The sequence below is a fragment of the Catellatospora chokoriensis genome, assembly GCF_011297315.1.
GTDB classification, from domain to species: Bacteria; Actinomycetota; Actinomycetes; order Mycobacteriales; family Micromonosporaceae; genus Catellatospora; species Catellatospora citrea.
Map to the genome: position 1 here is coordinate 35,847 of NZ_JAAOTI010000043.1, position 24,053 is coordinate 59,899.

General features: G+C 71.9%; 22 protein-coding genes. 5 read left to right on the top strand and 17 right to left on the bottom strand.

The window, feature by feature from the left end; genetic code table 11:
* Positions 1 to 67: 67 nt before the first annotated feature.
* The 14 genes from HAV39_RS39270 to pyrR form a co-directional block, all read right to left on the bottom strand.
* The gene (locus tag HAV39_RS39270; RefSeq protein WP_191844195.1) at positions 68 to 1,969 is read right to left on the bottom strand and encodes a primosomal protein N'; all 1,902 of its coding nucleotides are present in this window, start codon (positions 1,967 to 1,969) and stop codon (positions 68 to 70) included.
* A gap of 254 nt (positions 1,970 to 2,223) precedes the next feature.
* Entirely contained in the window at positions 2,224 to 3,414 is a 1,191-nt protein-coding gene (gene metK / locus HAV39_RS39275) for a methionine adenosyltransferase (RefSeq protein WP_120320113.1), read from the bottom strand.
* A 134-nt stretch (positions 3,415 to 3,548) separates the two neighbouring features.
* A complete protein-coding gene (coaBC, locus tag HAV39_RS39280) occupies positions 3,549 to 4,742 on the bottom strand; it encodes a bifunctional phosphopantothenoylcysteine decarboxylase/phosphopantothenate--cysteine ligase CoaBC (RefSeq protein WP_191844178.1) in 1,194 nt (397 codons plus the stop codon).
* A gap of 10 nt (positions 4,743 to 4,752) precedes the next feature.
* Complete coding sequence (rpoZ, locus tag HAV39_RS39285; RefSeq protein ID WP_120320111.1) at positions 4,753 to 5,019, bottom strand: DNA-directed RNA polymerase subunit omega; 267 nt, start codon at positions 5,017 to 5,019, stop codon at positions 4,753 to 4,755.
* A 35-nt stretch (positions 5,020 to 5,054) separates the two neighbouring features.
* Positions 5,055 to 5,669 carry a guanylate kinase gene (gene gmk, locus HAV39_RS39290; RefSeq protein ID WP_191844179.1) on the bottom strand — a complete coding sequence of 205 codons (615 nt, stop codon included), beginning with the start codon at positions 5,667 to 5,669 and terminating at the stop codon, positions 5,055 to 5,057.
* Positions 5,670 to 5,992: 323 nt separating this feature from the next.
* Positions 5,993 to 6,307, bottom strand: coding sequence for an integration host factor, actinobacterial type (mihF, locus tag HAV39_RS39295; RefSeq protein ID WP_120320109.1), 315 nt, complete (start codon positions 6,305 to 6,307; stop codon positions 5,993 to 5,995).
* Between the two features lie 212 nt (positions 6,308 to 6,519).
* Positions 6,520 to 7,365 carry an orotidine-5'-phosphate decarboxylase gene (pyrF, locus tag HAV39_RS39300; RefSeq protein WP_191844180.1) on the bottom strand — a complete coding sequence of 282 codons (846 nt, stop codon included), beginning with the start codon at positions 7,363 to 7,365 and terminating at the stop codon, positions 6,520 to 6,522.
* A gap of 67 nt (positions 7,366 to 7,432) precedes the next feature.
* On the bottom strand, positions 7,433 to 8,692 hold the full coding sequence (locus HAV39_RS39305; protein ID WP_203736620.1) for an adenosylmethionine--8-amino-7-oxononanoate transaminase: 1,260 nt from the start codon (positions 8,690 to 8,692) through the stop codon (positions 7,433 to 7,435).
* 68 nt (positions 8,693 to 8,760) lie between these two features.
* Positions 8,761 to 9,822: a quinone-dependent dihydroorotate dehydrogenase gene (locus HAV39_RS39310; protein WP_191844182.1), complete on the bottom strand. Its 1,062-nt coding sequence runs from the start codon at positions 9,820 to 9,822 to the stop codon at positions 8,761 to 8,763.
* Between the two features lie 115 nt (positions 9,823 to 9,937).
* Positions 9,938 to 13,276 (bottom strand): carbamoyl-phosphate synthase large subunit, encoded by a 3,339-nt coding sequence (gene carB / locus HAV39_RS39315; protein ID WP_191844183.1) that lies wholly within the window; start codon positions 13,274 to 13,276, stop codon positions 9,938 to 9,940.
* A 1-nt stretch (position 13,277) separates the two neighbouring features.
* A complete protein-coding gene (gene carA / locus HAV39_RS39320) occupies positions 13,278 to 14,417 on the bottom strand; it encodes a glutamine-hydrolyzing carbamoyl-phosphate synthase small subunit (protein ID WP_191844184.1) in 1,140 nt (379 codons plus the stop codon).
* On the bottom strand, positions 14,414 to 15,739 hold the full coding sequence (locus HAV39_RS39325) for a dihydroorotase (RefSeq protein WP_191844185.1): 1,326 nt from the start codon (positions 15,737 to 15,739) through the stop codon (positions 14,414 to 14,416). Before HAV39_RS39325 ends, carA begins: the two co-directional genes overlap by 4 nt.
* On the bottom strand, positions 15,736 to 16,644 hold the full coding sequence (locus tag HAV39_RS39330) for an aspartate carbamoyltransferase catalytic subunit (protein WP_191844186.1): 909 nt from the start codon (positions 16,642 to 16,644) through the stop codon (positions 15,736 to 15,738). Before HAV39_RS39330 ends, HAV39_RS39325 begins: the two co-directional genes overlap by 4 nt.
* Positions 16,641 to 17,213 (bottom strand): bifunctional pyr operon transcriptional regulator/uracil phosphoribosyltransferase PyrR, encoded by a 573-nt coding sequence (pyrR, locus tag HAV39_RS39335; protein ID WP_191844196.1) that lies wholly within the window; start codon positions 17,211 to 17,213, stop codon positions 16,641 to 16,643. The genes HAV39_RS39330 and pyrR overlap by 4 nt, the downstream gene beginning before the upstream one ends.
* 346 nt (positions 17,214 to 17,559) lie before the next feature.
* Here pyrR and bldD point away from each other — a divergent pair, with 346 nt between their 5' ends.
* Positions 17,560 to 18,048, top strand: coding sequence for a transcriptional regulator BldD (gene bldD / locus HAV39_RS39340; protein WP_120320100.1), 489 nt, complete (start codon positions 17,560 to 17,562; stop codon positions 18,046 to 18,048).
* 72 nt (positions 18,049 to 18,120) lie between these two features.
* Here bldD and nusB read toward each other — a convergent pair whose 3' ends face one another.
* Entirely contained in the window at positions 18,121 to 18,534 is a 414-nt protein-coding gene (gene nusB, locus HAV39_RS39345) for a transcription antitermination factor NusB (protein WP_191844197.1), read from the bottom strand.
* A gap of 54 nt (positions 18,535 to 18,588) precedes the next feature.
* The gene (gene efp, locus HAV39_RS39350) at positions 18,589 to 19,146 is read right to left on the bottom strand and encodes an elongation factor P (protein ID WP_120320098.1); all 558 of its coding nucleotides are present in this window, start codon (positions 19,144 to 19,146) and stop codon (positions 18,589 to 18,591) included.
* 183 nt (positions 19,147 to 19,329) lie between these two features.
* On the opposite strand from efp, the gene HAV39_RS39355 reads away from it, so the two are divergent.
* Positions 19,330 to 19,998 (top strand): response regulator transcription factor, encoded by a 669-nt coding sequence (locus HAV39_RS39355; protein WP_191844187.1) that lies wholly within the window; start codon positions 19,330 to 19,332, stop codon positions 19,996 to 19,998.
* 121 nt (positions 19,999 to 20,119) lie between these two features.
* The gene (locus HAV39_RS39360; protein WP_191844188.1) at positions 20,120 to 21,388 is read left to right on the top strand and encodes a sensor histidine kinase; all 1,269 of its coding nucleotides are present in this window, start codon (positions 20,120 to 20,122) and stop codon (positions 21,386 to 21,388) included.
* A 119-nt stretch (positions 21,389 to 21,507) separates the two neighbouring features.
* On the opposite strand, the gene HAV39_RS39365 is transcribed toward HAV39_RS39360, so the two are convergent.
* Entirely contained in the window at positions 21,508 to 21,972 is a 465-nt protein-coding gene (locus tag HAV39_RS39365) for a hypothetical protein (RefSeq protein ID WP_191844189.1), read from the bottom strand.
* 112 nt (positions 21,973 to 22,084) lie between these two features.
* Between HAV39_RS39365 and HAV39_RS39370 the strand changes: the two genes are divergently transcribed.
* Positions 22,085 to 23,236, top strand: a complete 1,152-nt coding sequence (locus tag HAV39_RS39370; RefSeq protein ID WP_191844190.1) for a branched-chain amino acid ABC transporter substrate-binding protein — start codon at positions 22,085 to 22,087, stop codon at positions 23,234 to 23,236.
* Positions 23,237 to 23,258: 22 nt separating this feature from the next.
* Complete coding sequence (locus HAV39_RS39375) at positions 23,259 to 23,939, top strand: hypothetical protein (RefSeq protein ID WP_191844191.1); 681 nt, start codon at positions 23,259 to 23,261, stop codon at positions 23,937 to 23,939.
* Positions 23,940 to 24,053: the final 114 nt, after the last annotated feature.

Consider the following 24,053-nt stretch of genomic DNA (forward strand, 5'->3'; position numbering starts at 1 on the left):
CGGAAGATGGCGCAGGACCGCGCCTTCCGACAGGAAACGACGATCGCGGCGCCGCCGCCGCGCGGGGTCAGAGTTCGTGGGGGTCGAGTTGGATGCGGACGGGGTGGGCGGCCTTGCGGAGGCTGCGCACGCCTGCGGCGTCGTGCAGAGCCTTGGCCAGGGCCAGGCCGCCGGCGCGGCCGGTGCGCAGCAGCATGCGCTCCTCGTCCTCACCGACCGGCAGCGGGCCGAGCACCTGCACACCCTCCGGCAGCTTGGCGAGGTCCAGCAGGTCGTTGACGGCGTCGGCCTGGCCGGTCAGCGTCGCCATCCGGGCCGCCGGCGGGAAGCCCAGCTCGCGGCGCTCGCCCAACTCCCGCTCGGCCAGCCAGGCCGGGTCCCAGCGGACCAGCGCCTGCACCGTGGCCAGGCCGCTGTCGGCCACCACGACGACCTTGCCGCCCCGCCCCGCCGGGCGGGCCAGCGCGGCGGCGTTGAACCAGCGCCGGGCCGCCTCCTCGGTGGCCCGCAGATCGGCCCTGGTCAGCAGCGCCCAGGCGTCCAGCAGCAGCACCGCCCCGTAGCCGCCCTCGGCCACCGGCTCCGCGCCCGGCGTGGCTAGCACCAGCGCCGCCTCCGCGGGCACCGAGGCCAGCACGGCGTCGCGACCCGACGTCCGCACCGGCACACCGGGCAGGGCCCGGCCGAGTTCCTCCGCGGTGCGCCGCACGCCCGTCACCGCGGCCCGCAGCCGCCGCCCGCCGCACGCCGGGCACGCCCACCCCGCGGCGGGCCGGGCACACCAGCGGCACGTGGCCACCCCGTTGGCGCTGCCCAGCGCCAGCGGACCGGCGCAGTGGGCACAGCGGGCCCGCTCCCGGCACTCCTGGCAGGACACCGCCGGCACGTATCCCCGCCGCGGCACCTGCACCAGCACCGGCGCGCCGGCGGTCAGCGCGTCCCGGGCGGCCAGCCACGCGGCGCTGGGCAGCCGGGCCGACGCCGCGGCCGGGTCCCGGGCCAGCTGGTTGTCGTCGGCGGGCTGCACCACCGGCGCGTACCGGCGCAGCTGGTCACGGTTCGCGGCGATCTCCTTGGCCCAGCCGGTGGCCAGCAGCAGCTGCGCCTCGGCGGTCCGTGCGAACCCGCCCACCAGCACCGCGGCGTCCTGCTGCTGCGCTCGGGTGAGCAGCACCTGCCGGGCGTGCGGATACGGCGAGCGCGGCTCGGCGTGCAGGTCGTCGCCGTCGTCCCAGATCACCACCAGGCCCAGGTCCGCCACCGGGGCGAACGCTGCCGACCGGGTGCCCACGACGGCGGCGACCTGGCCGCGCCGGGCGCGCAGGAAGCGGCGATAGCGCTCGGTGGGCCCCAGCGCCGCCGCCAGCGCCACGTGCCGGTCCGGTCCCAGCAGCGCGGTCAGGGCGGTGTCCAGGCGCTCCAGGTCGCGGGCGTCGGGCACGACGACCACCGCGCCCCGGCTCGCGTGCAGCGTCGCGGCGACCGCCTCGGCGATCCGGTCCGGCCACTGCTCCCCCGGCAGCGCCGACCACACCGCCCGCGGCGCCCGGCCCCCGCCCAGCGCCCGCAGGAACGCCTCCCCCGCCGGATAACGCTGCCAGCCCTCGTGCGGCGGCTCCGGAACGAGCCCCTCGGGGGCGGGCGGGGCCGGTTCGGCCTCGACCTTCGCCTGCCGGGGCGGCACGGCCAGGCGCAGCACGTCGGCGAGGCCGCCCGCGTACCGGTCGGCGATCTCGCGGGCGGCGCGCAGCACCTGCGGGTCGAGCACCGGCTCGGCCGAGACGACCTTCTCCAGCCAGGACAGCCGGCCCTCGTGCGCGGTGTCCTCGACCCGGTCCAGCAGCCACCCGTCGACGAGCTGCCCGCTGAAACGGACCTTCACCCGGGTGCCCGGCCACGCCTTGACGTCGAGGTCGGACGGCACGCGGTAGTCGAAGGTGCGGTCCAGGTGCGGCAGCGGCACGTCCACGCACACCCGCGCCACGGGCAGGCGCTCGGCCGGCTCACGATCACGTTTCGGGCGCGGAGTCACCAGGAAGTCTTAGCAGACCCCTCCGACTCCCCCACCCTCACCGCCCCGCGCTGCCGCGCTCCACACTCCGGCCCACATAGACGTTGACCTATCACGTCGAGAATTCGTGAACCGAATTCGATGTGATAGGCCAACGTCTATGGCATGCGCGGGCGGGGCGCGCCACGCGGTGATCGCGGGTGCGCGGCGGGTCAGCTGACGGCGGACTTGAGGTCGGCGACGCGGTCGGTGCGCTCCCAGGTCAGGTCCGGCAGCTCGCGGCCGAAGTGGCCGTAGGCGGCGGTCTGCTGGTAGATCGGGCGCAGCAGGTCCAGGTCGCGGATGATCGCGGCGGGACGCAGGTCGAAGACCTCGCCGATCGCGCGCTCGATGCGCTCGACCGACACCGTCTCGGTGCCGAACGTCTCCACGAACAGGCTCACCGGCTTGGCCTTGCCGATGGCGTACGCCACCTGCACCTCGCAGCGCTCGGCCAGACCGGCCGCCACGACGTTCTTGGCCACCCAGCGCATCGCGTACGCCGCCGAGCGGTCGACCTTCGACGGGTCCTTGCCGGAGAACGCGCCGCCGCCGTGGCGGGCGTAGCCGCCGTAGGTGTCGACGATGATCTTGCGGCCGGTGAGGCCGGCGTCGCCCATCGGGCCGCCGATCTCGAAGCGGCCGGTCGGGTTGACCAGCAGCCGGTAGCCCTCGGTATCCAGGCCCAGGCCGTCCAGCTCGGGCGTGATCACGTGCTCGCGGACGTCCGGGGTGAGCAGCGACTCCAGCGAGATGTCGGGCGCGTGCTGCGACGACACCACGACCGTGTTGAGCCGCACCGGCTTGAAGCCGTCGTACTCGATGGTGACCTGGGTCTTGCCGTCGGGGCGCAGGTAGGGAATCGCGCCGTCCTTGCGGGCCGCGGTCAGGCGGCGGGCCAGCCGGTGCGCCAGCGCGATCGGCAGCGGCATCAGCTCGGGCGTCTCCGAGCAGGCGAAGCCGAACATCATGCCCTGGTCGCCCGCGCCCTGCGCGTCGAGCGTGTCGGCGCCCTCGCCCGAGCGCTGCTCCAGCGCGCTGTCGACGCCCTGCGCGATGTCGGGCGACTGCGAGCCGATCGACACGCTCACGCCGCAGGACGCGCCGTCGAAGCCCTTCTTGGAGGAGTCGTAACCGATGCCGAGGATCGTGTCACGCACGATGGCCGGGATGTCGGCGTACGCCTTGGTGGTCACCTCGCCCGCGACGTGCACCTGCCCCGTCGTGATCAGCGTCTCGACCGCGACGCGGCTCCGGGCGTCCTGGGCCAGCAGCGCGTCCAGGATGCCGTCGCTGATCTGGTCAGCGATCTTGTCCGGGTGACCCTCGGTGACCGACTCCGAGGTGAAGAGGCGACGTGCCACTCGTATCTCCAATACAGCGCATGATGACGATGAATTGGACCCTAAGGCCCATCGGCGTCCTGGCAAAAGTCTAGTTCCCTACAACACCGCGGCGGCGCAAGCCCTGCCCGAGAGTCCGCAGGACGGGACGGTGATCACAGCAGCGTGACAACCTGGTCCCAGACCGCGTCGGCGAGATCGTCCTTGCTCCGGGAGGGCAGCTCGCGGCGCGAACCGTCCGCGCCGAGCACGACCGCCTCGTTGTGGTCGGCCCCGAAGACCTTATCCACGCCGACCTCATTGACCACGATCAGGTCGGCGCGTTTGCGCACCAGCTTGCCGCGGGCGTGCTCCAGTGCGTCGTGGGTCTCGGCAGCGAAGGCCACCAGCACCTGGCCGGGGCGTTTGCCCGCGCCGACTTCGGCCGCGATGTCCGGATTCAGGGCCAGCTCGATGACCGGCGCTTCGCCGTCGGCAGACTTCTTGATCTTCTGGTCGGCGTACGCCACCGGGCGGAAGTCGGCCGGGGCCGCAGCCATCACCACGGCGTCGGCCTCCTTGGCCGCGCCGATCACGGCGTCGCGCAGCTCGGCCGTGGTGCCGACGCGGACCAGGTCGACGCCGGCGGGCGTGGGCAGCGATACGTTGGCGGCGACGAGCGTCACCCGGGCGCCCCGGGCGATCGCGGTGCGCGCGAAGGCGTACCCCTGCTTGCCCGAGGACCGGTTGCCCAGGAAACGCACCGGGTCGAGCGGCTCGCGGGTGCCGCCGGCGGTGACCACGACGTGCCGGCCGGCCAGGTCGGCGCGCGGTGCGACACCGCGGGCCAGCACGCGGAGCGCCACCTCGAAGATCTGCTCCGGGTCGGGCAGCCGGCCCTTGCCGGTGTCCTTGCCGGTGAGCCGACCGACGGCGGGCTCGATCACCAGCGCGCCGCGGCGGCGCAGGGTCGCGACGTTGTCAGCGGTGGCCGGGTGCTCCCACATCTCGGTGTGCATCGCCGGCGCGAACAGCACCGGGCAGCGCGCGGTGAGCAGGGTGTTGGTCAGCAGGTCGTCGGCCATGCCGTGGGCCGCCTTGGCCAGCAGATCGGCCGTCGCGGGCACGACCAGCACCAGGTCGGCGGTCTGCCCCAGCTTGACGTGCGGCACCTGCGGCACGTCCGACCAGACCTCGGTCGCGGCCGGCTGGCCGGACAGCGCCTCCCAGGTCGGCGCGCCGACGAAACGCAGCGCGGAGGCGGTCGGCACCACGCGCACCGAGTGGCCGGACTCGGTGAGCAGGCGCAGCAGCTCGCAGGCCTTGTAGGCGGCGATGCCGCCGCCTACACCCAGGACGACGCGAGCCATGTCGGGAGGCTCAGGCCTCGTTGGTCGGCTCAGCGGTGAGCAGCCCGGCGTTGATCTCCCGCATGGAGATCGACAGAGCCTTCTCCTGCGGAGTGGTCTCGACCAGCGGGCCGACGTACTCGAGCAGGCCCTCGCCGAGCTGGCTGTAGTAGGCGTTGATCTGCCGTGCGCGCTTGGCCGCGAAGATCACCAGCGCGTACTTCGACGACGTCTTCTCGAGCAGCTCGTCGATGGGCGGGTTGGTGATGCCTTCGGGGTGGGCGACGGTTCCAGCCACGTGTCCAGTCCTTGTCTAAGAGAGTGCCGGGGCGCTTACACGCGCGGGCGTGCAGCGGCGAGCGCCGGCGAACCGAGCAATCCTACCAACTCGTCCGCGGCGCGCTCGAGGTAGTCGTTCACGACAGTCACGTCGAACTCGGACTCCGCGGCCAGTTCCTCGTCGGCGTGGGCCAGGCGGCGGCGGATGGTGTCCGGGCTCTCGGTGCCCCGGCCGATGAGCCGGCGGCGCAGCTCCTCCCGGCTGGGCGGAGCGAGGAAGACGAGCTGGGCGTCCGGCCAGGTCTCGCGGACCTGGCGGGCGCCCTGCAGGTCGATCTTCAGCAGCGCCGGGATGCCGGCGGCGAGCCGGCCCTCCACCGCGGCGCGCGGCGTGCCGTAGAGGTTGCCGGCGAACTCGGCCCACTCCAGCAGCATGCCGGTGTCGGCCAGGCGCTCGAACTCGGTGCGGTTGACGAACGTGTAGTGCTTGCCGTCGATCTCGTAGTCGCGCTTCTTGCGCGTCGTGACCGAGACGGACAGCCATACCCAGGGTGAACGCTTGCGGATGACCTCGATGACGGCATCCTTGCCGACACCGGAGGGACCGGAGAGCACGGTAAGGCGGGCGGGCGCGGCCGCTCTGGCGGCGAGCGGTACGTCGTCTTCCATTCTCAAGTTCTACCCAATCAAGGAGCGGCGGTGGCAGCCGGGCCCCTGTTTGAGCAGTACGTCACCAAGACTTAACAGGGGGTTCCGGCCCGGACGGGGCCTTCCTGCCCTCAGAAACGAACCAGCGGCGCTGCCGAAACGACAGCGCCGCCGGGCGACGATCTGCGCAACGCCCCGCTCACCCGATGGTGTGAGTCTCACTCACGCCGGCTGGCGGCCCGTTGCGGTGGGCAGGCGGTGGAGCCTCGGCACACCGCTGCCCGTTCGCCGCGGACGGGGCGTCCGCCCGCGGCGAGGTAGTTCTGCTGACGAGGTTCGTCGGCTCAGGCCGCGAACTCGGCCAGCAGCGCCTTGCGCTGCTGGTCGCCCAGCCCGCGCAGGCGGCGGGAGTCGGCGATCTTCAGCTTCTCCATGATCTGCGTGGCCCGGATCTTGCCGATGCCGGGGAGCGCCTGCAGCACGGCCGAAACCTTGAGCTTGCCGACGACATCGTCGCCCTCGGCGCGGTCAAGCACGGCGGCCAGGGTGGTCTTGCCCTGCTTGAGCTGCTCCTTGAGCTCAGCCCGAGCCTTGCGGACCTCCGCGGCCTTCTCCAGCGCGGCAGCGCGCTGCTCTGGGGTCAGTGACGGGAGCGGCACCAGTTCTCCTCAGGTCCTCTCGGTCACGCCGACGGGATCGCCGGCGTGTGGTGCGTCGGGCCGGACACCGGACTCGGTGGCTGACCTTCGGCACCCGTTGCTGGTGACAACCCGCGTGACTGGTGGGCCACGCGAGCAGATCAGGCCAGCGCCGGGAAACCTAGCGGTCGACGGCGTTTTCGGCAACGTCACCGCGCATGATCACGGAAAGGTCACGACCGGCCCGGACGTCCCAATGCGTCCCGGCAGGCATCGAGAGTCCGAGATGCCGCGTCCCGCAGCGACTGCACGTCGGGACCCGCGCCCAGCACCTCCCGCGACGACGAGGGCAGCACCGCGCCGAGGTTGCCGGCGAAGATCCGGCGAAGATCGTCGGCCGTTCCGCCCTGCGCGCCGAGCCCCGGAACGAGGAACGGGCCGTTCACCTGGGAGAGGTCGTGACCGGCCTCGCCGATGGTCGCGCCGACCACGAGTCCGAGGCTTCCGATCGGCTCCACACCCTTGTTGAGCTGGGAAATCTCGTCGATGATCGTCTGCGCGACGGTACGGCCGTCGATACCCCGAGCGTGCTGCACGGCCGGACCCTCCGGGTTGGACGTGAGAGCCAGAACGAAGACGCCCCCGCCGTGCTCAGCCGCCATGTCGAACATCGGCGCGAGCGATCCGAGGCCGAGGAACGGACTCGCGGTGATCGCGTCTACATACATGGGCCTCGATGGGTTCAGATACGCGTCGGCGTACGCGGCGACGGTCGAGCCGATGTCACCACGCTTCGCGTCCAAAAGCACAAGGGCTCCGGCCTCGCGCAACTGTCGGATAGTTGACTCTAGAATCTGGGCTCCGCGGGCCCCGAATCGCTCGAAAAAAGCCGACTGCGGCTTGAAGACGGCGACCCTGTCGGCCAGCGCGTCGACCACCGTCTGGCAGAACGAGGCCACCCCGTCCGCGTCGTCGGGCAGGCCCCAGGCCTTCAACAGGGAGCTGTGCGGGTCCACGCCGACACACAGCGGGCCGCGCTCGTCCATCGCCCGCGCCAGGCGCGCACCGAACGGTTCCATGAAATCTCCTCACTCTCGGGCGTGACCGCGCCCACCCGGCCGGCACTGCGGCCGCGCGGGCATCCCGTCACGACGAACAGGCGGCAGCGGCCGCGCGCATCGCCTTCGTGATCGCCGACACATCCTCATCGGAGCTGACGAACGGCGGCATCGTGTAGATCAGGTCGCGGAACGGGCGCAGCCACACGCCGTGCTCCACCGCGGCGGCCGTGGCGGCCGCCATGTCCACCTCGTGGTCGAGCTGCACCACGCCGATCGCGCCCAGCACCCGCACGTCGGCGACGCCGGGCATGCCGCGCACCGGCGCGAGCCCCGCGCGCAGTCCCGACTCGATCCGGCGCACGTCGCCCCGCCAGTCACCCGACAGCAGCAGCTCGATGCTCGCGCTGGCGACCGCACAGGCCAGCGGGTTGCCCATGAACGTGGGCCCGTGCGCCAGCACCGGCACCGCGCCCTCGGAGATGCCCCGGGCCACCCCGGCCGTGCACAGCGCCGCGGCCAGTGTCAGATATCCGCCGGTCAGCGCCTTGCCGACGCACATCACATCGGGTGTCACCCCGGCGTGGTCGGCGGCGAACAACTCGCCCGTGCGCCCGAATCCGGTGGCGATCTCGTCGAACACCAGCAGCACGTCGAACTCGTCGCACAGGTCGCGCAGCGCGCGCAGGTAACGCGGGTCGTGGAAGCGCATGCCGCCCGCACCCTGCACCACCGGCTCGACGATGACCGCGGCCAGCTCGTGCGCGTGCGTGGCGAGCGCCTGCTTGAGCCCGGTCACATAGGACTCGTCGTACGCCGCCGGGGGCATGTCCACGAACACCTGCCGGGGCAGCGCGTCGCCCCAGAGGGAGTGCATGCCGCCCTCGGGATCGCAGACGCTCATCGGCTGCCACGTGTCGCCGTGGTAGCCGCCGCGCCAGGTCGCCAGCCGCCGCTTGGCCGGGCGGCCCCGCGACACCTGGTACTGCAGGCACATCTTGACCGCGACCTCGACGCTCACCGAGCCGGAGTCGGCCAGGAACACGTGCTCCAGCCCGTCCGGCGTGATGTCGACCAGGGTCTTGGCCAGGCGCACCGCGGGTTCGTGGGTGAGCCCGCCGAACATGACGTGGCTCATCCGCCCCAACTGGTCGGTGACCGCGGCGTCCAGCACCGGGTGCCGGTAGCCGTGGATCGCCGCCCACCAGCTCGACATCCCGTCGACCAGCTCGCGCCCGTCGGCCAGGCGCAGCCGGACGCCTTCGGCGCTCTGCACCACCAGCGGCTCTACGCGCCCCGGCATCGGCCCGTACGGGTGCCACACGTGCGCCCGGTCCAGCTCCACCAGCTCAGTGAAAGGAAGGGCACCTTCCCCACGGTTTCCGTTGTGGAAGGTGCCCTGCTCAACCTCTTCGGTCACCGTGTGGCCTCCGGGGCGCGTGCTGCGGCGGCGCGGACGAGGGCGGGGCCGTGGTAGATGAATCCGGTGTAGAGCTGCACCAGGCTCGCGCCCGCGTCGAACATGCGAGCCGCGTCGTCGGCGCTCATCAGGCCGCCCACGCCGATGATCGGCAGGCGGCCGTTCGTCTCGCTGTGCACGAACGACACCACCTTGTGCGCCCGCTCGGTCAGCGGCGCGCCGGACAGCCCGCCCGCCTGCGCCGCCGTGGCCTGGTCGGCCGGCGCGACCCCGTTCCGGCTGAGCGTGGTGTTGGTCGCGATCAGACCGGCCACGCCCCGGGCCAGGCACACTTCGAGCAGCTCGGCGACGGCATGGTCGGTCAGATCCGGTGCGATCTTCACCAGGACGGGCTTGGCCGCCCCGGTGCCCGCCGCGTCCTGTCCGGTCGCCCGTGGCTCGGTCAGCGCGGCCAGGATCGCGTCCAACTGGTCGCGATCCTGCAGGCTGCGCAGGCCGGGGGTGTTGGGCGAGGAGACGTTGACGGCGAAGTAGTCGCCGTAGGACTTCAGCGCGTCGTAGGACGCCCGGTAGTCCGCGACCGCCTCCTCCAGCGGGGTCACCTTGGACTTGCCCAGCGAGATGCCCAGCGGCACGCCCAGCGGTCCGAGCGCGGCCAGCCGCCGCGCCAGCGCGTCCGCGCCCTCGTTGTTGAAGCCCATCCGGTTGATGATCGCCCGGCTGTCCGGCAGCCGGAACAGCCGCGGCCGGTCGTTGCCCGGCTGCGCCAGTGCGGTGACCGTGCCGACCTCGACGAACCCGAACCCGAGCGCGGGCCACGCCTTCAGCGCGACCCCGTTCTTGTCCATCCCCGCCGCCAGCCCGACCGCGTTCGGGAACCGCACCCCGAACACGTCCACCGGCCGCTCGACTGCATAACGCCGCCTGAGCAGACTCAACACCGCCGGCTGCCGCGAAATCCCCGCCAGCCGCCGCAACGTCCACTCGTGCGCATGCTCGGCATCCCCGCCCCCGATCCGGAACAACCGCGGCCGAACCACCTTCTCGAACACCGTCACCCCGCACCCCCACCCGTCATGATCGCGACGATCTTGCGCGAACTGTTGCCTTTGTGGGCGATATGAGTGTGTCGCACCCACAGTCCACGCAAGATCGTCGCGGGGAGAGGGGCGGTCACGCGGACAGCTCCGGGCGGATGACGGCGTGGAGGTGCTGTAGGGGGCGGACGGTCATGTCGCCGCGGATGAGGGCCTCGATGCCCATTACGGCCGCGGCGGCGCCGGGGACCGTGGTGCAGCAGGGGATGTCCGCGGCGACTGCGGCGGAGCGGATCTCGTAGCCGTCGGAGCGGGCCTTGGCGCCGGAGCCCTGGGGGGTGTTGATGACCATCTTCACCTCGCCGGAGGCGATCAGGGAGACCGCGTCGCGGTCGGCGTCGTCGCTGTGCTTGCCGACCACCTCGCAGACGATGCCGTGGCGGCGCAGCACCTCGCCGGTGCCGACGGTGGCCACGATCTCGAAGCCGAGGTCGGCCAGGCGCTTGATCGGGAAGATCATGCCGCGCTTGTCGCGGTTGGCCACCGAGACGAAGATCTTGCCGCTGGTGGGGAGCATGCCGTACGCCGCGGCCTGGGACTTGGCGAAGGAGTGCCCGAACGCCATGTCGATGCCCATGACCTCGCCGGTGGACTTCATCTCCGGCGACAGCAGGGTGTCGACGCCCTTGCCGGCCGGCGTGCGGAAGCGCTTGAACGGCAGCACCGCCTCCTTGACCGCGACCGGCGAGTTCTCCGGCAGCAGCCCGCCGTCGCCTTCGGCCAGCAGCATGCCCTCGGCGCGCAGCTCGGCGATCGTCGCGCCGAGCATGATCCGGGCGGCCGCCTTGGCCAGCGGCACCGCGGTCGCCTTGGAGACGAACGGCACGGTGCGCGAGGCGCGCGGGTTGGCCTCCAGCACGTAGAGCATGTCGTCCTTGAGCGCGTACTGCACGTTCAGCAGGCCCTGCACGCCGACCCCGCGGGCGATCGCCTCGGTGTACTCGCGCACCACGTCGAGGTGCCGCCCGCCGAGGGTGATCGGTGGCAGCGCGCAAGCCGAGTCGCCGGAGTGGATGCCGGCCTCCTCGATGTGCTCCATCACGCCGCCGATGTAGACGTTGCCGTCGGCGTCGCAGAGCGCGTCAACGTCGATCTCGATGGCGTCGTCGAGGAACCGGTCCACCAGCACCGGGTGCTCCGGCGAGATGTCGGTGGCGCGGCCGATGTAGTCGCGCAGCGTGGCGTCGTCGTAGACGATCTCCATGCCGCGCCCGCCGAGCACGTACGACGGCCGGACCAGCACCGGGTAGCCGACCTCGTCGGCAATGCGCTTGGCGTCCTCGTACGAGATGGCGGTGCCGTGCGCGGGAGCCCGCAGCCCGGCCTCGGCCAGCACCCGGCCGAACGCGCCCCGCTCCTCGGCGAGGTGGATCGACTCCGGGCTGGTGCCCACGATCGGCACCCCGGCGTTCTTGAGCCGCTGCGCCAGGCCCAGCGGGGTCTGCCCGCCGAGCTGCACGATGACGCCGATCACGCCGGGCCCGCCCGCGGCCACGCCGGAGCTGTGCTCGGCGTGCACGACTTCGAGCACGTCCTCGAAGGTGAGCGGCTCGAAGTACAGGCGGTCGGCGGTGTCGTAGTCGGTGGAGACGGTCTCCGGGTTGCAGTTGACCATGACGGTCTCGTACCGACCCTTGAGCGCCATGACCGCGTGCACGCACGAGTAATCGAACTCGATGCCCTGCCCGATGCGGTTCGGACCGGAGCCCAGGATCAGCACCTTCGGCCGGGCGCTCGGGGCGACCTCGGTCTCCTCGTCGTAGGACGAGTAGTGGTACGGCGTGGCGGCGGCGAACTCTGCGGCGCAGGTGTCGACCGTCTTGTAGACCGGCCGCACGCCCAGGCGGTGGCGCAGGATGCGCACCCCGTCCTCGCCCGCGAACTCCGGCCGCAGCGCGGCGAGCTGCCGGTCGGACAGGCCGGCCCGCTTGGCCTTGCGCAGCAGCCGCAGGTCGACCACCGGCGCGTCGAGGATCTCGGCACGCAGCTCGACCAGGCCCAGGATCTGGTCCACGAACCACGGGTCGATGCCGCCGGAGGCCTGGGTGACCTGGGCGACGGTCGCGCCGTGGCGCAGCGCCTCCTCGACGGCGTACAGGCGGCCGTCGTGCGGCGTGCGCAGCGCGTCCAGCGCCTCCTCGACGGAGCCGAAGCGGTCCGGCGCGGTCCAGAAACCGGCGGCCTTGGTCTCCATCGAGCGCATCGCCTTGTTCAGCGCCTCGGGGAAGTTGCGGCCCAGGCTCATCGCCTCGCCGACCGACTTCATGGTGGTGGTCAGCTCCGGGTCCGCGCCGGGGAACTTCTCGAACGCGAAGCGCGGGATCTTCACCACGACGTAGTCGAGCGTCGGCTCGAACGCGGCGGGCGTCTTGAGCGTGATGTCGTTCGGGATCTCGTCGAGGGTGTACCCGATGGCCAGCTTCGCCGCGATCTTCGCGATCGGGAAGCCGGTGGCCTTGGACGCCAGCGCCGACGAGCGCGACACTCGCGGGTTCATCTCGATCACCACGATGCGCCCGTTCTCCGGGTTGATCGCGAACTGGATGTTGCAGCCGCCGGTGTCGACGCCGACCTCGCGCAGCACCGCGATGCCCAGATCCCGCATGTCCTGGTACTCGCGGTCGGTCAGGGTCATCGCGGGGGCCACGGTCACCGAGTCGCCGGTGTGCACGCCCATCGGGTCGATGTTCTCGATCGAGCAGATGACCACGACGTTGTCGTGCTTGTCGCGCATCAGTTCGAGCTCGTACTCCTTCCAGCCGAGCACGCTCTCCTCGATGAGCACCTCGGTGACCGGCGAGGCGGCCAGGCCGCTGCCCGCGATCAGGTCGAGCTGCTCCGGGGTGTGCGCCATGCCGGAGCCCAGGCCGCCCATGGTGAACGACGGCCGGATGACGACCGGCAGGCCAAGCTCGGCGACGGTGTCGCGGACCTCGTCCATGGAGTGGCAGACCCGGCTGCGCGGCACCAGGTCACCGGTCAGCCCGAGCCGGGCCCCGGCCTTGGCCACGATGTCCTTGAACAGCTGCCGGTCCTCCCCGCGCCGGATCGCCTCGATGTCGGCGCCGATGAGCTCGACGCCGTACTTCTCCAGCACCCCGGACTCGTGCAGGGCGACCGCGGTGTTCAGCGCGGTCTGCCCGCCCAGGGTGGGCAGCAGCGCGTCGGGGCGCTCGGCCGCGATGACCTTCTCCACGAACTCGGGCGTGATCGGCTCGATGTAGGTGGCGTCGGCGAACTCGGGGTCGGTCATGATGGTCGCCGGGTTCGAGTTGACCAGGCTGACCCGCAGGCCCTCGCTGCGCAGCACCTGGCAGGCCTGGGTGCCGGAGTAGTCGAACTCGCAGGCCTGGCCGATGACGATCGGCCCGGAGCCGATGACCATCACGTGCTTGAGATCAGTCCGCTTCGGCATCTCACTTGCCTCCGTTGATGAGTTGCTTACGGACCTGGCCGGGGCGTTCCACGAGCTCCACGAACCGGTCGAACAGGTAGTCGGCGTCGTGCGGCCCCGCTGCCGCCTCCGGGTGGTACTGCACGGTGAAAGCGGGCACGTCGAGCGCGCGCAGGCCCTCCACCACGTTGTCGTTCAGGCACACGTGGGACACCTCGACCCGGCCGAAGCCGGTGTCGGCCACGCCTTCGAGCGGCGCGTCGACCGCGAAGCCGTGGTTGTGCGAGGTGACCTCGACCTTGCCGGTGCCGCGGTCCATCACCGGCTGGTTGATGCCGCGGTGTCCATAACCCAGCTTGTACGTGCCGAAGCCGAGCGCGCGGCCCAGGATCTGGCTGCCGAAGCAGATGCCGAACAGCGGCATGCTCCGCTTCATCACCTCCTGCGCCAGCAACACCGCGTGGTCGGCGGTGGCCGGGTCGCCGGGGCCGGGCGAGAAGAACACCGCGTCCGCGCCCACCGACAGCAGGTCGCCGAGGGTGGAGTTCGCGGGCAGCACGTGCGTGGTCACGCCGCGCGCGGCCAGCCGCCGCGGCACGTTGCGCTTGATGCCCAGGTCGAGGGCCGCGACGGTGAAGCGGTGCTCGCCGATCGCGTCGACGGTGTACGCCTCGGGCGTGGAGACCTCCAGGGACAGGTTTGCCCCGGTCATCTGCGGCTGCTCCAGCACCCGGGCCAGCAGCGCCTGCGGGTCGCGCTCGACGCTGGACACGCCCACGCGCATCGCGCCGCGCTCGCGCAGGTGGCGGGTCAGCGCGCGGGTGTCGACGCCGCTGATGCCGACCACGCCGGAGCGGGCCAGCCGGGTGCCGAGGTCCTCGGTCGAGCGCCAGTTGGACGGCACCCGGGCCGGGTCGCGGACCACGTAGCCGGCGACCCAGATGCGGTCGGACTCGTCGTCCTCGTCGTTGACGCCGGTGTTGCCGATGTGCGGCGCGGTCTGCACCACGACCTGGCGGTGGTACGACGGGTCGGTAAGGGTCTCCTGGTAACCGGTCATGCCGGTGGTGAAGACCGCCTCGCCGAAGGTCTCGCCGACGGCCCCGTAGGACTCGCCGCGGAAGACGCGGCCGTCCTCCAGGACCAGAATTGCGTCGGTCACTTCTGCACCTTTCCGTCGAGCACCGTCGGCACGCCCCGCAGGAAGGTGGCGACGATCCGGCCGGGCACGGTCATCCCGGCGTACGGCGTGTTGTGGCTGAGACTGGCCAGCCCGGTCGGGTCGACGCTCCACCGCACCGTGGGGTCGACCAGGGTCAGGTTCGCGGGCGCGCCCGCGGTCAGCGCATTGCCGTGCCCGTCCAGGCCCGCGATGCGGGCGGGGGCGTACGACATGCGCTCGGCGATGACGGCCCACATCGCCGGCTCCGCCGGCGTGCCGAGGCTCTGCTCACCCAGCACGTCGAGGACGATCGGCAGCGCGGTCTCCAGGCCGAGCATGCCGGGGCGGGCGTACGCCCACTCGCACTCCTTGTCCTCCGCGGCGTGCGGGGCGTGGTCGGTGGCCACGATGTCGATCGTGCCGTCGCGCAGGCCCTCGCGCAGCGCCTCGACGTCGGCGTCGGTGCGCAGCGGCGGGTTCACCTTGTAGACGGGATCGTAGGACTCCGCCTTCTCGTGCGTGAGCAGCAGGTGGTGCGGGGTGACCTCGGCGGTGACGCGGACGCCCCGGGCCTTGGCCATCCGGATGATCTCGACGCTGCCCGCGGTGGACACGTGGCACACGTGCAGGCGAGCGCCGACGTGACCGGCCAGCAGCACGTCCCGCGCGATGATCGACTCCTCGGCGACCGCGGGCCAGCCGGTCAGGCCGAGCCGGGCCGAGACGTCGCCCTCGTGCATCTGCGCGCCCTGGGCGAGCCGGGGCTCCTCCGCGTGCTGGGCGATGACGCCGTCGAACGCCTTGACGTACTCCAGCGCCCGGCGCATCAGCCGCGGGTCGGCCACGCAGAAGCCGTCGTCCGAGAAGACCCGCACCCGGGCCGCCGAGTCGGCCATCGCGCCCAGCTCGGCCAGGCGCTCGCCGGCCAGCCCGACGGTGACCGCGCCGATCGGCTGCACGTCGACCAGTCCGGCCTCCTGGCCCAGCCGGTAAACCTGCTCGACCACGCCCGCGGTGTCGGCCACCGGCGAGGTGTTGGCCATCGCGCAGACGGCGGTGTAGCCGCCCAGCGCCGCGGCGCGCGAGCCGGTGTACACCGTCTCGGCGTCCTCGCGGCCGGGCTCGCGCAGGTGGGTGTGCAGGTCGACCAGGCCGGGCAGGGCCACCAGGCCGGCGCCGTCGACGACCTCCGCGCCCTCGGCGGTCAGGCCCGCGCCGATCTCGGCGATCACGCCGTCGCGCAGCAGCAGGTCGGTCGGCTCGCCGCCCAGCACGCGGGCGTTGCGGATCAGGATGGTCACAGGCGTCCTCCGGACGGTCATCGGGCTCCTCCCAGGAGGAGGTAGAGGCAGGCCATGCGCACGGAGACGCCGTTGGTGACCTGCTCGACGATGGTGGAGCGGGGCGAGTCGGCCACCTCGGGGGTGATCTCCATGCCGCGGTTCATCGGGCCGGGGTGCATGACGATCGCGTGCGCGGGCATCCGGCGCAGCCGGGCCCCGTCGAGGCCGTAGCGGCGGGAGTACTCCCGGGCCGAGGGGAAGTAGGAGTCGGTCATCCGCTCCTTCTGCACCCGCAGCATCATCACCACGTCGGCCTGCGGCAGCACCGCGTCGAGGTCGTAGGCGACCTGGACCGAGGCGTTGAGGTCGGTGGGCACCAGCGTCGGCGGCCCGACCAGGGTCACCTTCGCGCCCAGGGTGTTGAGCAGCAGCACGTTGGAGCGGGCCACCCGGCTGTGCAGCACGTCGCCGACGATCGCCACGTGCAGGCCGTCGATCCGGCCCATCCGCGAGCGGATCGTGTACGCGTCCAGCAGCGCCTGGGTCGGGTGCTCGTGGGTCCCGTCGCCGGCGTTGAGCACGCTGCCGGTGACCCAGTTGGCCAGCCGGTGCGGCGCGCCGGAGGCGGGGTGGCGGATGACGACCGCGTCGGCGCCCATGGCCTGCAGCGTCCAGGCGGTGTCCTTGAGGCTCTCGCCCTTCTCGACGCTGGAGCCCTTGGCCGAGAAGTTGATCACGTCGGCGCTCAGCCGCTTCGCGGCGGCCTCGAACGAGATCCGGGTCCGCGTGGAGTCCTCGTAGAAGAGGTTCACCACGGTGCGGCCGCGCAGGGTGGGCAGCTTCTTGATCTCGCGCCCGGAGACGTTGGCCATCTCGGTGGCGATGTCGAGGATCTCGGTCGCGGTGGCCGCGTCCAGGTCGGCCGTCGACAGCAGGTGCTTCATCGGGTGCCGCCCTTCGCGCTGGTGGCCAGGACCACCTCGTCGTTCCCGTCGATCTCCACCAGCTTCACCTTGACCTGCTCGGACAGGGCGGTGGGGATGTTCTTGCCGACGTAGTCGGCGCGGATCGGCAGCTGCCGGTGGCCCCGGTCGACGAGCACGGCCAGCTGCACGGCCGCGGGGCGGCCGAGGTCGGACAGGGCGTCGAGGGCGGCCCGGATGGTGCGGCCGGAGAAGAGCACGTCGTCGACGAGGATCACCTTGCGGCCGTCGACGCCGCCCGCGGGCTCCTCGGTGCGCCCGACCGCGCGTACGGAGCTGCTGCGCAGGTCGTCGCGGTAGAGCGTGATGTCGAGGATGCCGACGGGCACCTGCACGCCCTCGAAGGCGTGGATGCGCTCGGCCAGGCGGCGGGCGATCGGGACCCCGCGGGTGGCGATGCCCATCAGCACCACGTCGGAGGCCCCGGAGGTCTTCTCGAGGATCTGGTGCGCGATGCGGTCCAGCACGCGGGAGACGTCCGCGGCGGAGATGACGATCTTCGTGGGAGCCGGCCCGGCCGGCTGCTGCACTGGAGCGTTCGACTCGTCTGTCGTTGGGCGCGCCAAGGCAGACCTCCTTCCCCGCCTCACCGGACGGGTCGTTAAAGGATGTCAAGGTCATGATCGCCGCCGTCGCCGACGGCCATCTGATCAGTAAACTTAGCAGTGTGACGGCGGCCTATACGCGCGGGGGTGAGTCAATCCGCAGGTCATACCGTTGACACTGGCGGATCAGTTCAGTTGATCAAGCTGGTCGGATGAGGTTGTCTCAACTTGTGGTCAACGAGCACTTGACCGCGTGTCTTCCGCGCCGTACCGTCACGCTGCGTAGCGATCGTCGGGGAACCCGCCCCGGCATATAGCTGGGAGTGTCGGAATGCCGTCTGATTACGCCAAGTCCCTCGGTGCGCGACTGCGCTCCATCCGCCAGCAGCAGGGCCTGTCCCTGCAGGGCGTGGAGGAGAAGTCGAACGGGCGTTGGAAGGCTGTCGTCGTCGGTTCGTACGAGCGCGGCGACCGTGCTGTCACGGTGTCCCGACTGGCCGAACTGGCCGACTTCTACCGCGTGCCCGTCGGCGAGCTCCTGCCCGACGGCCCCGCCCCGCGCCAGGAGGCGACGAGCAAGATCGTCCTGGACCTGGAGCGCCTCTACGACGGCGCCAAGGAGGATCTGGCGTCGGTCGCCCGCTACGCGCGTGCCATCCAGCAGCAGCGCGGCGACTACAACGGCCGGGTGCTGTCCATCCGCGCCGTCGACCTGCAAGCGCTCGCGGTCTTCTACGACTGCACCCCCACCGAGCTGATCGAGCGGCTGGCCGACCACGGCGTGCTCGTGGCCGACCCGCGCGCGTTCTTCGCGAGCTGACACCCTCCCGCACCGACGAAAGCGGCCTTTCACCCCGGCAAGGGTGAAAGGCCGCTTTCGTATGGTTCGCGCTCAGTGGCGCGGCGCGTAGTCCGCGATGCGGCCGAGCAGGCCGTTGAGGAAGCGCGGCGAATCGTCGGTGGACAACTCCTTGGCCAGCTCGACGGCCTCGGTGATGGCCACCGGGTCGTCGATCTCGGGCACGAAGAGCAGCTCGTACACCGCGATGCGGGCGAGGTTGCGGTCCACCACCGGCATCCGGTCGATCGTCCAGCCCTCGGCGAAGGTGGCGATCGTCTCGTCGATGGTGTCCAGGTGCTCGTTCACGCCTTCGGCCAGCGAGATCGCGTACGGCAGGTGCTCCGGGCGCGGCGACTCCATGCGCTCCAGGTATGCCGCCAGCACCGTGCGCACCGGCAGGTCGCGCAGATCCGCCTCGTAAAGCACGTCGAGTGCCCGCTTGCGCGCCTTGCGGCGGGCGGGCATCTGCGACTTCGGTCCCTCAGCCACGAGCAGTCCCCCGGACGGGCGACAGGCCCATCAAGACCGGCCCAGGTAACGGCCGTCGCGGGTGTCGACCTTGATCTTCTCGCCGTTGGTGATGAACAGCGGCACCTGCACGGTCGCGCCGGTCTCGATGGTGGCCGGCTTGGTGCCGCCGGTCGAGCGGTCGCCCTGCAGGCCCGGCTCGGTGTAGGTGATCTTGACCATCACGCTGGTCGGCAGCTCGACGTACAGCGGCACGCCCTCGTGGGTCGCGACGACCACCTCGGCCTCGGGCAGCAGGTAGTTCACGTTGTCGCCGACGGTCACGCCGCTGACGTGGATCTGGTCGTAGGTGTCCAGGTCCATGAAGACGAAGTCGTCACCGTCGGCGTACAGGTACTGCATGGTGCGCTTGTCGACGTTCGCGGTCTCGACCTTGGTGCCGGCGTTGAACGTCTTGTCGACGACCTTGCCCGTGAGCACGTGCTTGAGGGTCGTCCGCACGAAGGCCGGACCCTTGCCGGGCTTCACGTGCTGGAACTCGACGACGGCCCAGAGCTCCTTGTCGAGGTTGAGCACCATGCCGTTCTTGAGGTCGTTCGTGCTAGCCACAGCTTGGCTCCCGTACATGATCAGATACTTGACAAAGAACAGACCTGACTACTTTACCGGCCCGTGATCTGTCCCCGGCCGCGCGGGTGGCCGGGGACACGGTGTGACGATCACTCGTCCCGGCGACCCGTCCCGAGCGGCCGCGCTAGCCGGGCGAGCATCTTGGTTGCTAGCCTCGCCGCCGTGCGGGTGCTGGTGGTGGAGGATGACCCTGAGGTGCGTGGGGTGGTCGTGACCGCCCTGCGCGCGGTCGGGTTCGCCGTCGACCAGGCGGCCGACTGGAGCCAGGCCGACGTGAACATGAGCGTCAACGACTACGACTGCCTGGTCCTGGACCGCATCCTGCCCGAGGGCGACTCCGCCGGGCAGCTGCGCCGCCGCCGCGAGGCCGGCCTCGGCGTGCCCGCCCTCATGCTGACCGCCCTCGACGACGTCACCGACCGCCTCGCCGGCTTCGAGGCCGGCGCCGACGACTACGTGGTCAAGCCCTTCGTCGCCGCCGAACTCGTGCTCCGTGTCCGCGCCCTGTGCCGCCGCCGCGGCACCACGCTCCCCCCGGTGATGCGCGCCGGCGACGTCGAGGTCGACACCGCCCGCCGCGAGGTCCGCCGCGACGGCATCCTGCTCACCCTGACCCCCAAGGAGTTCTCCGTCCTGGAGATGCTCCTGGTCCGCCGCCCAGCAGTCGTGACCCGAGCCGACCTCTTCGAACACTGCTGGGACGAACAAGCCGACCCCACCTCAAACGTCGTAGACGTCGTAGTAGGCCAACTCCGCCGCAAGTTAGGCGACCCACCCCTCATCACCACCGTCCGCGGCACCGGCTACCGCGTCGACCTGGCCGGCCGATGACCCCCATGATCGCGACGATCTTGCGTGGCCCGCGGGTACGACACACTCACATCGGGCAAAGCGGCAACAGTTCGCGCAAGATCGTCGCGATCATGCTGGCGGGCGGGGCGGGGGTGGAGGGGTGAGGCGGGAGACGCGGCAGTTGCAGACCGCGGAGCGGCTGGCGGGGCTGCGGATGCGGTTGACGGCGTTGTTGCTGGCGCTGAACATCATCGGGTTGGCGGGGATGGGGGCGGTGGCGCTGGTCGTGGACGAGCGGCAGCGGGGCGAGGCGGTCGCGGCCGATCTGCACCGCACGGCGGGGACCGCGGTCGCGCTGCTTTACTACGACTCGGGTGCGCTGCTGCTGGACAAGCTGTACGACAACGCCATAGCGCAGGGCTCCACTGCGGTCTACGTGTACGAGGCCGACCGGACCGATGTCACCCTGGTGTTCGCGCACCCCGCGCGGCTGGCCGTCATCGCCCCGCCGACGCTGCTCGGACCCGCGCGGCAGGTGCGCGCCGCGGGCGGCGAGCTGAGCGAGGCGGTCCGCGACGAGCGACAGGAGGTCGTGCACCTGCTCGCGGTGCCGTTCCGGCATGCCGACACGGGGGCGATCGCGGGCACCGTCGTCGCGGTCGCCGACCCGGGCCCGGGGCAGGCCGCGCACCAGCGGCTGGCGGTCGCGCTGGTCGTCGGCGGCACCGCGTTCACGGTGATGACCTGCCTCGGCGGCTACCTGCTGGCCCGCCGCGGCACCCAGCCCATCGCCGACGCGCTCACCCAGCAGGAGCGTTTCGTCGCCGACGCGGCGCACGAGCTGCGCACCCCGCTGACGGTGATCCGGGCGGTGTCGGAGTCCGCGCTGAGCCTGCCCGCCCAGCAACCGGACGCGCTGCGCCGGGTCATCGCGGCCACCGACCGGCTGACCGACGCGGTCGCCGCGCTGCTCACCCGGGCCCGGCTCGTCGCCGGGCTGCGCCACCTGGAGCGCCAGCGGTTCCGGCTGGACCAGCTCGCCGAGGAGGTGCTGGCCGACACGGTGCAGCCGCCGCACACCGCGACGGCGTACACCCGGCCCGCGGTCGCCCTCGGCGACCCCACGCTGGTCCGCATCGCCCTGCGCAACCTGATCCACAACGCCGTGCAGCACGGCCGCGACGGCGAGTCCCCGGCCACGATCACCCTGACCGTCGAACCCGGCACGGTCGTCATCCGCGACGCCGGCCCCGGCCCCGGCGCCGACCTGTCCGCCGCGGGCGAGCGCTTCCGCCCCGGCTCCCCCAACGGCACCGGCCTCGGCCTCGCCATCGCCCGCTGGGTCGCCGACCTCCACGACGGCTCCCTCACCCTGCGCGCCGCCGAGGGCGGCGGCACCGAAGCCACCCTCACCCTCCCCACCCCCTGACCCACCCCTCCCCGACCCCAAGATCGCGACGATCTTGCGCGAACTGTTGCCCTTTTGCCCGACATGAGTGTGTCGCACCCACAGCTCGCGCAAGATCGTCGCGGCGGGAGGGGTGGGGGTCACGCGGGGGTGGGGCCGGCGCGGGTGCCGATGGGGGTGACCGCGTACCAGTGGCCGTCCTGGCCGTGGCCGTTGGCGTCGCCGGGCATGCGGTCGCCGGTGTAGCCGTAGAGGGGCCAGCCGGCGAGGGTGAGCTGCTTGGTGCCGTCGGGGCGGGTCAGGGTGCCGATGAGCTGGCGGTCGATGCCCTCGACGCGGATCGGGTCGGCGGCGGGCACCGGCAGCCACTGCTGGGCGCAGGTGCCGGTGCAGGCCGAGCGGGACGGGCGGTTGGCGTCGAGTTCGCTGCGATAGAGGACGTAGCCCTGGGCGTCGATCACTATCCAGCCCAGCGTGTCCGAGCTGATGCCGAACAGGGCCGGCTGCAGGTCGGAGGGCCGGCCCGGGGCGGGCGCCAGGGTGGGCTGCACGGTCACCTGGTCGCCGCTGCAGCCACCCAGTAGGGTCGCGACCAGCACAAACACGGCCGCCACCCGCTTACGGGCAGCCGGCCACGCCGTTTCCACCGGGTTACTCATGCAATCCTCACGCTCATCCGGGCAGGATAGGCGCACCCTACGTCGAGGAGGTCGGCTGTTGCGAGGGCCGTACGCACGGGTTGTCTCGACACTCGCGCTGCTCGCGCTGGTGTCGACGCCCGGCTGCGACGCGACAGCGGGCACCGCGGCACCGCCGGCCCGGCCGTGCGGCTTGAAGATCGCCGTCATCGGCCCGCTCAGCGGAGCCTCGGCGGATCTGGGCACGAACATCCGCTCCGGCGCCGCCCTGGCCGTCGAGCAGTACAACGGGCGGCACCCCGACTGCCAGGTGACGCTGCAGGACTTCGACTCGCAGAGCGACCCGAAGCAGGCCACCGCGCTGGCGCAGCAGATCGTGGCCGACCCGAAGATCATGGGAGTGGTCGGGCCGGCCTTCTCCGGCGAGTCCGCGGCTGCCCTGCCGCTGTTCGACCAGGGCCAGGTCACCATCGTCAGCCCTTCGGCGACCCGCACCAACCTGAGCCAGCGCGGCTGGTCGACGTTCCACCGCCTGATCGGCAACGACGCGTCGCAGGGACCGGCGGCCGCCCGCTACATCGACACCGTGCTGCGCGCCCGCAAGGCTTTCGTCATCGACGACACCGGGGCGTACGGCCGCGGCCTGGCCGACGAGGTCGCCGCGACGCTGTCCGGCAAGGTGGTCCAGCGGGCCGCGGTGCCGCCCCGCCAGGTCGACTTCTCCTCGGTGGTGAGCCAGATCCGCTCCGCCGGGGCCGACGTCGTCTTCTACGGCGGCTACTACTCCAGCGGCGGGGCCCTGCTCAAGGCGATGCGCGACGCGGGGCTGACCGCCACGTTCGTGGGCGGCGACGGCGTCAAGGACGCGGGCTTCATCCGTGCCGCGGGCGTGCGCGCCGCCGAGGGCGCCGTCATCACCTGCGCCTGCCTGCCACCCGAGCGGGCGTCCCGAGACTTCCCGGCGCACTACCGGGCCGGGTTCGGCAAGGACGCCGGAACCTACAGCGCCGAGGCGTACGACGCCGCGTCGATCTTCCTGGCCGGCTTCGAGGCCGACCGCACCACCCGCCGCGACATGGAGGCCTTCGTCGACGCGTACGCCCAGGACGGCGTCACGGGCCGGCTGCAGTTCACCCCACAGGGCGAGCTCGTGGACTCCGCCATCGTCGTGTGGGCCTACCGAGTGACCGACGGCACCGTCGTCGCCGACAGCGAGATCCCCCGCACCTGACCGCCTGAGAGGAGACCGTCCCATGTCAGCGACCCTGCTCACGGACCTCCCCCTGCTCGCCGCCCCGGCGGAGCCCGCCTACGGCGCCGTGCCGGGCACCTCCACCATGCCCGCGGACGCCTCGCGGACCGAGATGGCGCCGCTGGACCGCGCCCTGTCGCAGGCCCCGCTGGGGGCGTTCCCGCTGCTCGAAGCGGCGTTCGGCTGGCAGGAGCTGCGGCCGTCCGGATGGCACCGGCCCGCGGCGTCGACCGCGATCGCGCAGACCTCCTCCCCCGCCGCGGCGGCCCGGCTGGCCAGCCTGCTGTCCACACTGACCTGGGCGAACGTGGTCCGCACCGAGCGGGAGGGGTTGCGCGTCGAGGTGTCCGCGGGCGCGTACAACCGGATCACCCGGGCGCTGACCGGGGCCTGGCGCAGCCGGACCCAGCTGCTGGCCGCCGCCCCCGGCGTGCCGGAGTCCCGGCAGGCGGCGCTGGGCGTGTGGCGGATGGCGATGCTCACCGGCGGCGTCGACGCGCACGCCGGCCAGCTCACGGTGCGCGCCGGCTCCCCCGCCGCCGCGCAGACGCTGGTCGCCGCCGCCGCCCGCCTCGGCATGCCCGCCGCCGCCGACCGCCCCCGAGAGGGCGGCCACCCGGTCCGCGTCACCGGCCGCGCCCAGGTCTACCAGCTCCTCACCGAGGCCACCGGCCAGCGCTGACGCGAAGATCACGACGATCTTGCGCGAACTGTTGTCCTTTTGCCCGTTTCACCCGTGTCGCACCCACAGTTCACGCAAGATCGCCGCCACGGGCGACAACGGGGTGGGGGGTGG

What these genes read in the sequence shown, in the direction of transcription:
- nusB (WP_191844197.1), bottom strand. Translation starts at nt 18,534, where the DNA reads ATGCCCGCCCGCCGCAAGGCGCGCAAGCGGGCACTCGACGTGCTTTAC.
- HAV39_RS39330 (WP_191844186.1), bottom strand. Translation starts at nt 16,644, where the DNA reads ATGAAGCACCTGCTGTCGACGGCCGACCTGGACGCGGCCACCGCGACC.
- HAV39_RS39325 (WP_191844185.1), bottom strand. Translation starts at nt 15,739, where the DNA reads ATGACCGTCCGGAGGACGCCTGTGACCATCCTGATCCGCAACGCCCGC.
- bldD (WP_120320100.1), top strand. Translation starts at nt 17,560, where the DNA reads ATGCCGTCTGATTACGCCAAGTCCCTCGGTGCGCGACTGCGCTCCATC.
- gmk (WP_191844179.1), bottom strand. Translation starts at nt 5,669, where the DNA reads ATGGAAGACGACGTACCGCTCGCCGCCAGAGCGGCCGCGCCCGCCCGC.
- pyrF (WP_191844180.1), bottom strand. Translation starts at nt 7,365, where the DNA reads ATGGAACCGTTCGGTGCGCGCCTGGCGCGGGCGATGGACGAGCGCGGC.
- carB (WP_191844183.1), bottom strand. Translation starts at nt 13,276, where the DNA reads ATGCCGAAGCGGACTGATCTCAAGCACGTGATGGTCATCGGCTCCGGG.
- HAV39_RS39375 (WP_191844191.1), top strand. Translation starts at nt 23,259, where the DNA reads ATGTCAGCGACCCTGCTCACGGACCTCCCCCTGCTCGCCGCCCCGGCG.
- coaBC (WP_191844178.1), bottom strand. Translation starts at nt 4,742, where the DNA reads ATGGCTCGCGTCGTCCTGGGTGTAGGCGGCGGCATCGCCGCCTACAAG.